We start from the raw sequence: 14,339 nt of genomic DNA, 5'->3' as shown, positions 1-14,339 counted from the left end.
GGCGCACACCGTATTTCCCAGCGCGTCCGTCACCACGGCGGCCAGGTCGTGGCAGGCGTCGTATTGCGTCACGGTTTCATTCCCGGCGGCGTCTGTCACGCTGACGGCCCGACCAGCCAGGTCGGTTCGGATCGTCGTTGTGTTGCCGCGGCCGTCCGTGCGGGTCAGGGTCACGCCCGTGGCCGTATAGGCGCGGGCGGCCGTTTCCGTGATGCCCGCGTGGTTCTGCTGCGAGAGCATCAGGCCGTCCGCCGCCACCGTTTGAGCCGTGACGCTGGAAGAGGGGACAACGCTCTTTTGGATTCTTTTCGTATTTTCAGCATACTCCGTCCATTCCGCCGAAGTCAAGCCGCGTTCGTCAACGATGACCGTTTTTGTTTCCAGAACCCCGGAGAGTTCGGAGATGAGTTCCTTCCGGGCGCTGGTCAACGGTTCTCCTTGTGCATTATAACGTATTTGCGTCGTGACCAGATAGACGCCGTCCTCCGCGTTTTCCACGCTGAAGGCATATTCCCGGATGGGGCTGTTGTCCGGTGCGGGCTGCTCCGCCAGGGCGAGCGTTTCCCTGGTCATGTTGCCGAAGGCGTCGTATTCGTAGAGCGTGGGCGCCATGGCGACGGCCCCCTCCTGCGTACCCGCATCCCTCCATGTGCGGATGAGGCGCCCCTGTGCATTATATTCGGAATGGTCATACAGGAACCCGGCCGTCGTGGGCGTCACTTGCAGGACGCTTTGTCCGAAGCCGTTGACCAGGGTCCGGGAGAGGAGAGTCGTCTGGTCGGCCAGGGTAACGGTTTCCCTCAGGCAGTTATCGCCGATGTCATAGACATGGTAGCGTTCGCGCTGTCCCGTGCCGTATTCATGGAGTACGGAGCCGTCGGGGTGACGTTCGGTGACGAGGGTGGCGCCGGAGGGCGTCGTGACGGTTTCCGTCAGGCCGTTTTCGCTGTAGGCTGTCGCCGTCACGCGGCCCAGCACATCGGTTTGTCTGACGATACGGCCGAGCCTGTCGTATTCCACGCTTTCCGTCGTGGTCATGGCTCCCCTGTCCCGACGCGTCTGCAGGGCGCGCCCGGCGGCGTCCCGGGTGTAGGTGGTGATGGTTTCCGGGGTAATGACCGTGTCTCCGTCGCTGATTTCCGAACGGATGGTTTCCACCAGCTGGTGGGCGCTGTTGTAGCCGTACGACGTCAGGATTCCGTCTTCGTCCGTTTCCGAGAGCTTGCCGCAGCACATCCAGGACGTGGCGCTGACGCGGCCGTTGCCCCGCGTGGTTTTCGTGCGGCGGCCTTCTTCATCGTATTCATGGGCGCCGCTTGAGAGCAGCAGCCAGTTTTCACCATCCCAGATGCTTTCCTGTTCAACAAGCACCGTGTCGTTGGCGGCAAGGAACGATTCCGTCTTGCGGCTCTGTCCGGCCGCCAGTTCGCCGCCGACCTTGGTAACGGCCGTCTTTTTGTGCGCGGCGCCGTGTTCCACGGCCGCCTCATAGTCATAGAAGGTTTCCACGCCGGCAATGTCCCGGGTGAATTTGGTTTGCCCGGCGGCATAGGGATAGGCGGCGGCTTCTCCATACGTTTCTTCCACGCTTGTCTGTTCCTGGCCGGAACCGGCGGCAGTCACGGTTTTGGTCACCCGTTCCATGAGGGGAGAGCGCTCATAGGCGTAAGCGGCGGCCGTCAGTTCGATTTCCGTGCCGTCGGACAGCACCCGGAATTCGGCGACACGCGCCGGACGGTTGTCGTAGAAGCGCAGGCCGGCGTATTCGGTCCGGGTTACCTGTTCTCCGCCGCCGGCCCAGGGTTCCGCCTCAAGCGTGACCCGACCTTCGCCGTCGTATTCATAGCGCGTGTAGCCGCCGTCCGGGCGGTTGATGCGGGAGACGCGGTACTGGCTGTTGTATTCGTAGGAGGTCGTCCGCGCCAGCGGCGTGTTGAAGGCTTCCGTTTCGCTTACCAGCAGCCAGCCGCCGTCCGTGTATTGCCTGACGCTGCGGTTGCAGGCGACCGGCTCGGCGTCGTTGATGCCCCTGACGGTTTCGATGCGTTCCGAGAGGCCTCCGTAGAGGCGGTTGGTTTCAATGGTGCGGATGATGGTGTCGTCCCCCTGGCCTTTGGCGATGCTGACTCTGCCGGGTTCTTCCGTACGGGTGATGGTGTGGGCCGGCAGTCCGCGCTGCTGGCGCGTGATGACGGTGGTCCGCACGCCGTTTTCTTCCGAGGACAGGTAGGAGGAGGTTTTATAGGGTTCTCCCGTTACTTCGTATGTTCCGTCGGCCAGAGCCGTGACGGCGGCGGGAGCGTACCATTCCAGGACGAGTTCTCCGTCCGCTCCGGTCCGGGTGCGCATCAGCCCCTCCGCGGCGCTGTAGCTGCTTACCAGGTTGCCCGCAGGATCATACGTATTGTTTACATTGCGGAAGTAGTCTTCCGCCAGGAGCACTTTGCCGGAGGCGGAGGTCATGGCGACCACGGCGCCGGTTTCCGCGGAGAAGCGGATTTTCTGCCCGTCCGCGTCCACCAGGGAAAGGTAGGCGGGGGCACCGGAAGAGGCAGGAGCCAGAGTTTCATCCAGCAGCTGCACCCTGAAGTCGCGCTTGCGGGAGATGCCCGCAGGCAGGGCCGTATCTGAACCGGCCTGCACGTTGAAGTAAAGCGCGGCGCCCACCGGAGGCACCACGGTGATGAGGCCGGACGTTTCGTCCAGATGGACGCGCCAGGCCCACGGGCTCACGTATTTCAGGCCGCCGCAGGCTTCCGCCGTTTCACGGGCGTTTTCCGCGGAACGGAGGCTGAAGGCCGCGGGAGACGGCGCCGAAGCCCCTCCCCTGGCCAGGAATTCGGCCTGGGACATGCAGATTTCCACGCCGGGGTCACCCGGCAGTTTTTCCGCCGCAATGGTGTATTCGTTGCCTTCCGCGTCCGTGCACGTACCGCAACGGCAGCAGATTTCCTTTTCCTCCGGCGGCACGTCCGAAGAGGAGCTGCTCGAGAGGGAGGAAGGAGGGGTGTCCGAACTGCTTGAACTGCTGCTGGAGTCCCCATGCGCGGTCACCGTCACGGAGTATCTGCACACGGACTGGTTGTATTCGTTGTGCGGCATGTCGATGTTCTGGTGCGTGACGGAGAGGGTGTACGTGCCTTCGGATAGTTCAAAGGAGCCTGATTTGGTCCATTCCTGGTGGCCTCCCAGTTTTCCGGGTTCATCGACGGCGGAGGTCAGGTCCAGCTCAAACGTGCCGCCCGGGCCGGAGATGGTCAGCTTGCCCCAGTCGTCCACCGTCAGGCTGGCCACGGCCGTGGCCCCTCCTTCCGGGACGCTGAAGGTGTCGTTGACGGGGGGCATGAAGACATCGGCTCCGGCTGACGTCTGAACGAAGTTGTCGGATTTTTCATAGATAACGGTATCCGCGCCGTAGGGCTGGATGGGGGTGGACATGGCATGGAGGGGCGCTGCGGCGCCCGGCTCTCCAGGCTGGCTGGCCGCCCCGGGAGGTCCGGCGGCGGGGTTGGTGTTCATCTTGTTGGCGGAACCCCTGTTCAACGAGGGGTCGTCGTTTGGTTGTTCGTTGGTATACATGGTGTGATGATTAGTGTTTGATTGCGACGTCTATGGACGACGAGTAGGTCGATTTAGACCCTTCACAATGATTGCTTGCCGCGTTTCCGGAAATTCGCCGCCCATTTCTTAAAAAAGTGAATTTTTCTTCCCGGAGCCGTTTCCTGAGGCGGCGCGCCCTGCTTTCCTCCAGATGAATGCTTCTGGCTGCCCGTGACAAATTCCCTTCAGCGTCAATCAATGCCTCAACCAGCTCCCTTTCCTGCGGCTCCAGGGATTCCATTTTCCGCTCGAATTCTTCCCGGAACATCAGCCCGGAAAGGAAGTCCGAATGTTCGTCAGCGTCAATTTCCCGGCCATTTTCATATTCAAGCGGACGGGCTTCCCGCAGCAGCAGCCTCTTCTTCCGGTTCCTCTCGCGCAAATAGCGTTCCGGCTCAAAAACGGTTGCATTGCCCAGGTATGTTTTTATGCCGGCGCCTCCGCTTTTCCGGTAACGGCGGCAAATTTCCCAGCATCGGATTCTGAACCGTTGGAGGATATCCAGATATTCTTCCTCAGGTATCTGAAACCCGATGGATTTCGCTTTTGATCGGAGGCGCTGAGGAACCGTTGAAGGCGAAACGGGATCTTCGCCTCACGACACGGCGCGGTATCAGGTATTTCACCGGAGTTTTGATGCGGAGGTGTCCGGAATTGAAAAAATTTCCGGTCCGGGAACTGACGCCGGAACATGGCACTCATTTTCAGGAGGTTATGTTTGCATCCCACAGGCAGCGTTACAAGGGCCGGGCGGTGATGAGGATTTGATGGAGAGGGGAATTTCGTAAGGTCCCGGACCAGTAAAAAGGGAGGAATTCTGAATGTCTCCGTTCATGCTGTGCTTCGGCGGCTCCTGGCGGGATACGGGGCAGGGGGACGGCCTGTTCTATCCTCCCAATTAGCCGATGCGTTAGAGGTTGCTCCGGGAAAAAGCGGGATGGGGTGGTACAACCGCTTTGGAGAATAGAATGCAGATGCACGGAGACATACTGATGTTTCCTGTCACGCCAAATGGTTCAGGGATTTTTCCCTGCTTCAGCTGAAAATGAGGCATGAAGAAGTCCCCGGCTTATTCCCTGGGCAGGAAGTAGCCGCGCTGTTTTTCTGAGATGGGCATGTCCAGGCGTTCCATAACGGCCAGCATGTCTTCCCATACCTTGCGTTTTTCCCGCGGACTGTCTGATCTGAGCAGGTAGCTGGGATGGTAAGTGACGCGTACGGGAATGCCGTTAAGGTCGTGGAACCTGCCTCTCATGGAGCTGACGGAACCCTGTTCCCCCAACAGGCCTACGGCGGCGGTACCGCCCAGGGCTATAATCATTTTCGGCCGGATGACCCGGATTTCATGCATGATGATGGGCAGGCACGCTTCAATTTCTTCCGGCGTGGGGGCGCGGTTATTGGTTCGCTGGTTGGGCAGGGCCGGGCGGAATTTGACGATGTTGGAAATGTAAACCATGTCTCTGGAGAGCCCCATAGCCCTTAATATCTGGTTGAGTTTTTCCCCGGCACGGCCCACAAAGGGCTCCTGCTGCACTTCTTCATAATATCCGGGAGCTTCCCCGATGAGCATGAGTTTCGTATGGGGATTGCCCGTGGCAAAGACCATGGTGTCCCGCAGGGAGTTGAGTTCCCGCGCCGGTTTCCAGTTTTGCGCCAGATTACGGAGGTATTGCAGCTTGTCTTCCATTGTCCCTTCCGGGAGGGTAATGGCAGAGGCCGGTTCCCTGTTTTGCGGAAACAGCTCCGGCGGTTCCGGCTTTCCGGCAGGTGCGGAGACAGGAACGGCCGCCTGCAGGGGCGGCGGTTCCGGAGAAGCGGGTGCTGATGCGGCGGGACGGCCTCCCTGTCTGGAAGCCACGTACCATGTTCTGAGAACGTTTCTGGCTTCATCCGTCAGGCTCGTTCGCGTTGTTCCCTGCTGGATCAGGGAATCAAGATAATGGCGGAAAAGGCTGTTCGGTGTAGCGCTCATGGGAGGATAAAGCCAGATTAGTCCATAAGAGGCCGTCTGTCACGACGATTCGCAGGCTCCCCGGCCTTCATGGAACGCGCCTCTCCGGGAAATGACACGGTAAAAGATGGTATCTTTTGCAAGGGAGGGAGCAAATTGGAGCTTTCCGGTTCAGGAATGGAAATGCAGCCGGCGCTCTCACAATTTTACTTAGTTCACGTATGTCTTTTTCTGAAGAATTAAACGGTTTGATGGATTGTCCCACTCCCCTGGTGCGCCGTTTCATGGCGTTGCTGGAACCGGTTGACGACGCCCGCCTGGAGGCGATGGCGCAGGAGAGCCGGCGTCTGACGCGGCTGCATTTCGGCCGGACCATTCGCCTGTTCGCCCCCATTTACCTGTCCAACGAATGCATCAATAATTGCAAGTACTGCGGTTTTTCCCGGGATAATCCCATTATCCGCACCACGCTTACGGTGGATGAAGTGGTGCAGGAGGCCCGCTACCTGCACGGCCTGGGGCTGCGCAGCATCCTGCTGGTGGCCGGGGAGCATCCCAAGTTCGTTTCCGACGGGTATATGCAGGAATGCCTGGACGCCCTGCATTCTTTTATTCCGTCCCTGGGGCTGGAGATAGGGCCGTTGCCGGACGACCGCTATGCGGAGATCGTCCGTCACGGGGCGGAACAATTGGCCGTGTATCAGGAAACCTATAACCGGGAAGTGTATGAAACCCTGCATACGGCAGGGATGAAGAAAAATTTCAACTGGAGGCTGGACTGCCCGGAACGCGCCTACCAGGGCGGTTTCCGCCGCATTCAGATAGGAGCCCTGTTCGGGCTTTCGCCGTGGCGGCGGGAGGCCATGGCTCTTGCCGTCCATCTGGATTACCTGCAGAAGCATTGCTGGAAATCCGCGCTTTCCGTGGCGTTTCCGCGCATGCGTCCCTACGCCGGGAATTACGAGTATGAACCTGATCCGGACTTGATGCTGGATGACCGCCATTTTGTCCAGCTCATGGCCGCCCTGCGCATCTGCTTCCCCAAAATAGGCATGTCCATCAGCACCCGTGAGCCCGCGCCGATGAGAAATGCCCTGATGCATTTGGGCATGACCCACATGTCCGCCATTGCGCGCACGGAACCGGGGGGCTACACGGGCGTGGGAACGGCTGCCGCCCATTTGACGGTGCGGGGCAACCGGGTGGATCTTCCCGATGACCGAAAAGGGAATTGCAAGGCGACGGAGCAGTTTGAGATTTCCGACCAGCGCACACCGGAGCAGGTGGTCGGAGCCATACGGAATGCCGGGCTGGAACCTGTCTGGAAAGACTGGGATGCCGCTCTGGATGTAGTGTAGGAGAATCTTCTCCCGTCTCATTTCTCCGGAATGACATTCATATCACCGTGATGTTGTGATGGAGCATTGACGGCATGCTCCGGCTGTCATATTTCCGGTAGCGATGATTCGTTATTATTGGGGGAGGTTTTGGCCGTTCCTCCTGTTTGCGTTCGGCGTTGAGGCGGTGGAAAATCTGTTTACGGTATTGTTCGAATACCGCAACATGGATTTCGGGTTGCTTCCCCTCCTGAAAACGGCGTACGTTTTTGTGACGGAGTTTGCCGTCACCATGTGCTACTGGCTTATACCCTATGCCGTTTATTTGTGGATTCTGCCGCGCGGGAAGGCGGGAGGGAAGGCGGACAGGTGGCTCACCTCCGCGTGGTTTTTCCTGTTTGTGCTCGCCAATCTGTTTGAAGATGTGGCGGAAGCCTTTTTCTGGAACGAGTTTGAGGCAAGCTTTAATTTCATTGCGGTAGACTACCTGGTTTACACCAAGGAGGTCATCGGGAATATTTACGAGTCCTATCCCATCATCCCTATTCTGGGCGGCATTCTGGCGGCGTCCGTTCTGGCCGTCTGGGGAATGAAGAGGTTCCTGCTTCCCAGGAACGGGGCGGTTCCCGTCGGATGGAAACGAGGCTGTGTGGTGCTGTTCCTGCTGGCCTGCGTCACGGGGGGATATTGGCTGGTGGATATCAAGGATGCGGATGCCGTGAACAACCGTTATAATTCGGAAATGGCCAAGGATGGCCTTTACAGCCTGTTCAGCGCCTTTCTCAAGAATGAACTGGATTACCGCGCTTATTACCGGACGCTGCCGGATGCGGAAGCGGCGGCGTTTCTGGCCCGGGAGTTCACGGCGGATGACACGTCCGTGCCGGAGGCTTCGTCCGGCAGCGTAAAGAGGCAGGTGCGTCCTTCCGGGGGGGCTATCCGCCCGAATGTCGTGGTTGTGGTCATGGAGAGCATGGGAGCGGAATTTTTGAACGAGTGCCGGGAAGACGGGGCTGACGTCACTCCGTGCCTGAGCCGTCTGGGAAAGGAAGGCATTTTTTTCCCGAATACTTATGCCACGGGCACCCGTTCCGTACGCGGGCTGGAAGCAATCAGCACATCCCTGCCGCCGCTTCCCGGCATGTCCATCCTTCGCCAGGAAGGAAATGAGCATTTGCAGACCATAGGTTCCATATTCAGGGACAAGGGATATGATCTCAAATGGATTTACGGCGGCTACGGGTATTTTGACAACATGAATTATTTTTTCGGGAACAACGGGTTTCAGGTTCTGGACCGTCATTCCATGGATGATTCCGAGGTGACCCATTCCACTATTTGGGGCGTTTGCGATGAAGATTTGTTCCGCCGCGCCGTACGGGAGGCGGATGAATCCTGCGGACGCGGCAAGCCGTTTTTGCAGGTGGTGTTTACCACGTCCAACCACCGCCCCTACACGTATCCGGAAGGGCGCATTGACATTCCTTCCCACACGGGGCGCATGGGGGCCGTGAAATACGCGGATTATGCGGTAGGCGCCTTTGTGGAGGAGGCCAGAACCAAACCCTGGTTTGACAACACGCTGTTCGTGTTCGTAGGAGACCACGGCGCCGGGAGCGCGGGAAAGCAGGCCCTCAATCCGGAAACGCACCGCATTTTTTCCATTTTCTACGCTCCGGCTCTGCTGAAGCCGGAACGGCGGGACACTCCCGTGAGCCAGATTGACGTGCTGCCCACCCTGCTGGGGCTGTTGAACTGGCCGTATGATGCGGCCTTTTATGGAAAGGATGCCTTGAAGCCTTCCTATCAGTCCCGGTATTTTGTGAGCAATTACCAATATATCGGCTATTTAAAGGGGAAAGACATGGTAGTGCTCAAACCCCAGCGCGGAGTGGAATTTTTCCGGGACGGAGAGGCCGTTGAGCCGGATGGGCGGATGAAAGAGCTGGAAAGGGAAGCGGTTTATTACTATCAGCACGCTTCCGGCTGGCGCACCAGTTTGAAGGAATAAGGCCCCCGCAAGGTGCGGAGGCCGTGATTTTGGCGGCCTCCGCCCGCGCACGGAAAATGCGTTCAGGATTTGCTTCCGTCCCTGTAATCCTGGAGAGCGTCCCAATGGAACGTGAAGTGCTTCTGCATGTGCAGCCCGTTGGCGAGAATGAACATGAGGGAAATGCGGAATTCGTTATTGTTCAATCCTTCCAGCTCTTTTTTGTCAATTTTCATGGAGAATTTCCCACTCTTTTTTCCAAGGCGCCGGGAGAAGGAAACGGCGTCATAGTCCTGGTTGACCGCATAAGGAGGATCCTGGATGTAAACATTCAGAGCTTTGACGGTCTGGGGGCTTTTATAATTGCCGGAAACCAGAATCTGGTCTCCTTTAAAAGAAATGGCTACGTCCCCGACCTCCACTTCCGGCTTGCCTTCGTAGAATTGCTGGGCCGGGGTGACGGAAAACACTTCACAGGCATCCAGCAGGGCGCAGCTGGCCGGGGTCAGGAACGTGGGACTGGTCCCGAACGTGTAATTGCCCGAACCCATCAGGGCCGTGCCGTATTTTTTACCGTCCGAGGCGGTCTGATGGTTGTGCGGCAGATTAAGGCCGTGCCCCAATTCGTGGGCCATGCCTCCATACCATTTGGTCAGCAGCCTTCCTTCCCTTGTTTTCTGCCCTAGGTGTTTGATGTCGAAGGCCGGATAATCCAGGGCGAAACAGTTGCGCCCCATGCCGTAAAAGGGAACTCCGCCGGGATTGTCGGGGCCGTTCTTTTCGTCATTCCAGGTGGGCATGATGATAAGCGTGTGCTGGCTTTTTTTCCTGTCCGGATGGGCTTTGAAAAATTCGTCAAGTTCCTGGGCCGCTTTCCAGCCGCCTCCGTTTTCATAAGGATAATGGGCCGCCGGATTTTTGGCCTTGTATTCAATGATGTTCACGCGGCCTGGGGATTTGATGTCCAGGCCGAAGGAACGCGCGCCATAGCCATGCCGCTGCATTTCCTTGCCGTAAAACTGCTGGAGGTAAAGGAGCAGTTCGCTGAGGCGCCGTTCATAATCCGGAACGGGTTCCGTATCACTGCCCAGAAAATAAACGATATTGAGCTGACGGGCCGTTTTTTTCAGGGCAATCCGGTCTTTCAGGACGTCCGGAACGGTGACTTCCGCAAAGGATGTACCGGAGGCCGCTCCCAGAAAGAACAGAGAAAAAAATGCGGAGAGAAGTCGTTTCAACATACATGCCAAATTAGGAGCGTCATTTTTAAAGACAAGGAAATTTACTGTTCTCTCCGCCATTGGAGGAACCATCCCTGGGCCGGGAGGGAAATAACGGGGGGAAGAATCCGTCATGTGGCGGCCGATAAGTTCGGAATGGCTGAAAGATAGAGGTTGCGAAGGCAGTAAATATGTGACATTGTTTATTAAAGCATGCATTTCCAATCTCTATATTTATCTGCCGTGGCGGTAAGTGCCGTTTCTTTCGGGTGGGGGGCTCTGGATAAGCCTTCCGCCTCCAATTTGATCTGGTCTGATGAACCGGCCGTAGTTGTTTATCCGCAGGAAGACAAAAATTCCGAGGGCAGTTTTGGCAAGTACAGAAAGCCTGCCTCCGTCTGGGAAGCGGAGGGGTATCCCATTGGCAATGGCCGCGTTGGAGCCATGATTTTCAGCGCTCCCGGCCGCGAGCGGCTGGCCCTGAATGAAATCAGCCTTTGGTCCGGAGGAGCCAATCCGGGGGGAGGGTACGGTTACGGGCCTGATGCCGGAACGAACCAGTTCGGCAACTATCTTCCCTTTGGGGATTTGTTTGTGGACTTTAAAAAAGGCGACCAGCCGGCTTCCCTGTCTGTGGAAGATTTTACGCGCTCCCTGGATCTCCGGGACGGCATTCATAAAGTGAATTACAAGGCGGACGGCGTAACGTATGACCGGGAGGCATTCTCCAGCACGCCTGCCAACGTCCTGGTACTGAACTATAAAGCCAGCAACCCCGGCCAATTCAGCGCGGATTTTTCCGTTAACAGCCAGCTTGGAGCAGATATTTCCGCCAAGGGATCCGTCATCACCTGGAAGGGGATGTTGAAAAACGGCATGAATTATGAAGGCCGTGTTTTGATCCGTCCCAAAGGCGGTACGCTTTCTGCCTCGGGAGATAAAATTTCCGTGAAAAATGCGGATTCCTGCATGGTCGTCATCGCCATGGAGACGGATTACCTGATGGATTATAAAAAGGACTGGAAGGGTGAATCTCCCTCCAGGAAGCTGGACCGTTATGCGGCCAAAGCCGCTTCTGCGGATTATGCCGCCCTGAAACAGGCCCACATTTCCCAGTACAAGTCCATGTTTGACCGGGTGAAGGTCAACTTCGGAAAAACGGAGGAGGATGTAGCCAAGCTGCCTACGCCGAAGCGTCTGGAAGCCTATAAGAAAAATCCGGCAGATCCCAATCTGGAGGAAACCATGTTCCAGTTCGGCCGCTATCTGCTGCTGTCCAGTTCCCGGCCCGGTACGCTACCGGCCAACCTGCAAGGGTTGTGGAATGATTATGTCAAACCGCCGTGGGCCTGCGACTACCATAACAACATCAACGTCCAGATGGCGTATTGGGGGGCGGAACCCGCCAATCTTTCCGAATGCCATGAGGCCCTGGTCAATTATGTGGAGGCAATGGCCCCCGGCTGCCGGGACGCTTCCCAGGCGAACAAGGGGTTCAATACCAAGGACGGCAAACCCGTGCGCGGCTGGACGGTGCGCACCTCCCAGAATATCTTCGGTGGCAACGGCTGGCAGTGGAACATCCCCGGTGCGGCCTGGTATGCGCTGCATATATGGGAACATTATGCATTTACCGGTGATAGAAAGTATCTGGAAAAACAGGCGTATCCCCTGATGAAGGAAATCTGTCATTTCTGGGAAGACCATTTGAAGGAACTGGGAGCCGGGGGCGAAGGGTTCAAGACAAACGGCAAGGATCCGAGCGAAGAGGAGAAGAAGGATATGGCCGATGTGAAAGCTGGAACTCTGGTGGCTCCCAATGGCTGGTCTCCCGAACATGGGCCGCGTGAAGACGGTGTGATGCATGACCAGCAGCTCATTGCGGAGCTTTTCTCCAATACCATCAAAGCCGCCCGCATTCTGGGCAAGGACGCCGCCTGGGCCAAGAGCCTGGAGGGCAAGCTGAAAAGGCTGGCCGGCAACAAGATAGGCAAGGAAGGAAATCTTCAGGAATGGATGATTGACCGCATTCCCAAGACGGACCACCGCCATACGTCCCACCTTTTTGCTGTTTTCCCCGGCAACCAGATCAGCAAGCTCAAGACGCCCAAGCTGGCGGAAGCCGCCCGCCTTTCCCTAGAATGGCGCGGCACGACCGGAGACAGCCGCCGTTCCTGGACGTGGCCGTGGCGCACGGCTCTGTGGGCCCGCCTGGGCGAGGGGGACAAGGCTCATGAAATGGTTCAGGGACTCTTGAAATTCAACACTTTGCCGAATATGCTGACTACTCATCCCCCTATGCAGATGGACGGCAACTTCGGCATTGTAGGCGGCATTTGTGAAATGTTGGTGCAATCCCATGCCGGGGGCCTAGACATCATGCCCTCTCCCGTGGAAGCGTGGCCTGAAGGCTCCGTGAAGGGGCTGAAAGCCCGGGGAAACGTCACGGTGGATTTTTCCTGGAAGGACGGCAAGGTAAGCAATGTGAAGTTGTATTCCGCCCAACCCAAGGTGTTGCCCGTGCGCGTCAACGGGAAGATGACCCGCATGAAAACCCTGCCGCTGAAATCGGAAGCGGAATCTTCGCAGCCCGCAGCCAGGTAAAAGAGGAAATCCATGATCCGGTTTTAATTCCGGAACGCAACATAATCATGGCTTCCGGTCCTTTCGTAAGGGCTGGAAGCCTTTTTTATCCCGGACCTTTGCGGGAGGAACGGTGTTTGTTTCAAAGGATGAGCATGCTGAACGGCGCGTTCTGAAAGAAGGAATGCCTCTCCGGATAGAAAGGTTGGGCAGGGGGGGGAAAGGTCTTCCGCTTCCCGCCTTGAGGAAAGAAGGGGGTCGCTCTCATTTCTTTTCCATTTGCCCGAGAAGGGAGCAAATGGCGCAGGAATGGAGAGAGCACAGGTCATCGTGGATTTGAAGCAAAGCCTGGTGGTGCCAGGCTTTCGCAAGAAAGGCTTGTGCATCCGGCCTGCCGCCCAGCAGGGATTGGTGGACGGAGAGAACTTTTGTTCCCGCCTGTCCGGCCCGAAGGGAAAGATAATGTTTCCATGCATGTGCGTCATCTTTCATCGGAAGAAGGTGGTTGATGATAAAGTCCAAGATTCTATCCCGGCCCATCAGGGCCATGGGGCGGGGAGAGGGTGAGGAAGGAAGCGTTACATGGGTGCTCCAGTAGGGGTGTGTAAGGGAGGAGAGGTACTCGGTCAGTTTTTCCGTATGTCTGGCAACGCAAAGACGCTTAAACGTATCAAAGTCTGCTGCGATGACGGACAGCGCCCCTACGCGCCTCTGCGGATGGTTGGCCGGCCTGCTGCCGGAAAATGTCCAGGGGAAGGAGCGGTCCGGCGCCAGTTCAAATTGTTCCCGCAGGGGCCACCATTGAGCCCAGAGTTTTTTGTGCAGATCTACGGCTTCCGGTGTGCAGGAGGCTGGCAATACTGGAAGGAGGAATCCCGCCGTACCGAAGAGCAGGGCTTCCGGGCAGTTCCGGATGGAGCGCAGGGGGGCCCGCAGGGCCAGGTGGCGCATGGCGGTTTTGTTGGCGTGATAGCCCAGCGTTTCCGCCAGGTTTTCAAAAAGGGTTTGTTCCTCTCCTGCGTATTTGGCGCGTTCCGCATGGCGGCGGTGCTTGTTCCGGAACCTGTAGGCTGCTGCTGATTGAAGGAGTGTTTCCAGAAACTCCGGAGCCATGGATGCCAGCAGTCCGGAGTGTCGGCAGTGGCGTATCGGGGCGCTGCCGGAAGGGGATGTTCCTGACCGCGCCAGCGCAGCGGGGGGAATGATAGCCAGAGGAACGCGTTCATGCCTGGCATTGCGGGTGAACCATTTCCTGCGGCTGGGCGTGCAGGCGAGGTGCAGGATGACGCCATTAAACCCCGGGTTGGAACCGTGCCCGTGGCGTTCCCAGTCTTCCGGCGCGGGATCCAGTTCGATATCTCCCGATTGCGGGACGCCATTAATGCATATCTTGGCGTTTAGAAAGTCCGGCCCGGCAGATTTATTCCAGTTCCCGAAATCCAGGATGTGAACGTCCCTGCCTGAATCATCCGTAAAAGAGGTCCCAAATACTCCTTCCAGCAGAAGAAGCTGAAGAGTCCGCTCGTCCGGAAGGGCGGAATGATTGGAAACGGAATGTTCCCTGACGGCGGCCGGCCCTTCTTCCCTTGCTGCGGAAAGGGCTTCCTCATACAGGGAGGCCATGGAGCGCAGGTCCATGTGGAGGGGAGGTATTT

At 57.6% G+C, this 14,339-nt stretch carries 7 protein-coding genes and 1 pseudogene; 3 read left to right on the top strand and 5 right to left on the bottom strand.

Features of this window, described 5'->3' with window-relative positions; genetic code table 11:
• The 3 genes and pseudogenes from WW58_RS10325 to WW58_RS10310 form a co-directional block, all read right to left on the bottom strand.
• Positions 1-3,579, bottom strand: a pseudogene (locus WW58_RS10325) (hypothetical protein); the annotation flags it as partial.
• Positions 3,580-3,589: 10 nt separating this feature from the next.
• The gene (locus WW58_RS10320) at positions 3,590-3,982 is read right to left on the bottom strand and encodes a hypothetical protein (RefSeq protein WP_046437451.1); all 393 of its coding nucleotides are present in this window, start codon (positions 3,980-3,982) and stop codon (positions 3,590-3,592) included.
• A gap of 687 nt (positions 3,983-4,669) precedes the next feature.
• The gene (locus WW58_RS10310; RefSeq protein ID WP_022198024.1) at positions 4,670-5,575 is read right to left on the bottom strand and encodes a uracil-DNA glycosylase; all 906 of its coding nucleotides are present in this window, start codon (positions 5,573-5,575) and stop codon (positions 4,670-4,672) included.
• 200 nt (positions 5,576-5,775) lie between these two features.
• Here WW58_RS10310 and thiH point away from each other — a divergent pair, with 200 nt between their 5' ends.
• Together thiH and WW58_RS10300 are read left to right on the top strand one after the other, a co-directional pair.
• The gene (gene thiH / locus WW58_RS10305; RefSeq protein WP_046437448.1) at positions 5,776-6,912 is read left to right on the top strand and encodes a 2-iminoacetate synthase ThiH; all 1,137 of its coding nucleotides are present in this window, start codon (positions 5,776-5,778) and stop codon (positions 6,910-6,912) included.
• Positions 6,913-7,015: 103 nt separating this feature from the next.
• On the top strand, positions 7,016-8,902 hold the full coding sequence (locus WW58_RS10300; protein ID WP_102758982.1) for an LTA synthase family protein: 1,887 nt from the start codon (positions 7,016-7,018) through the stop codon (positions 8,900-8,902).
• Positions 8,903-8,964: 62 nt separating this feature from the next.
• On the opposite strand, the gene WW58_RS13545 is transcribed toward WW58_RS10300, so the two are convergent.
• Entirely contained in the window at positions 8,965-10,122 is a 1,158-nt protein-coding gene (locus WW58_RS13545) for a hypothetical protein (RefSeq protein ID WP_102744132.1), read from the bottom strand.
• 222 nt (positions 10,123-10,344) lie between these two features.
• Here WW58_RS13545 and WW58_RS10290 point away from each other — a divergent pair, with 222 nt between their 5' ends.
• The gene (locus tag WW58_RS10290) at positions 10,345-12,705 is read left to right on the top strand and encodes a glycoside hydrolase family 95 protein (RefSeq protein WP_180975887.1); all 2,361 of its coding nucleotides are present in this window, start codon (positions 10,345-10,347) and stop codon (positions 12,703-12,705) included.
• Between the two features lie 243 nt (positions 12,706-12,948).
• Here the strand turns inward: WW58_RS10290 and WW58_RS10285 are convergent, their stop codons facing one another.
• Positions 12,949-14,322 carry a DUF2851 family protein gene (locus tag WW58_RS10285; RefSeq protein ID WP_046437446.1) on the bottom strand — a complete coding sequence of 458 codons (1,374 nt, stop codon included), beginning with the start codon at positions 14,320-14,322 and terminating at the stop codon, positions 12,949-12,951.
• Positions 14,323-14,339: the final 17 nt, after the last annotated feature.

The organism is Akkermansia sp. UNK.MGS-1, assembly GCF_000980515.1.
Taxonomy (GTDB): Bacteria; Verrucomicrobiota; Verrucomicrobiia; order Verrucomicrobiales; family Akkermansiaceae; genus Akkermansia; species Akkermansia muciniphila.
Note: the sequence above shows the minus strand (reverse complement) of the source record. Positions and strands in the feature narration are given on the sequence as shown.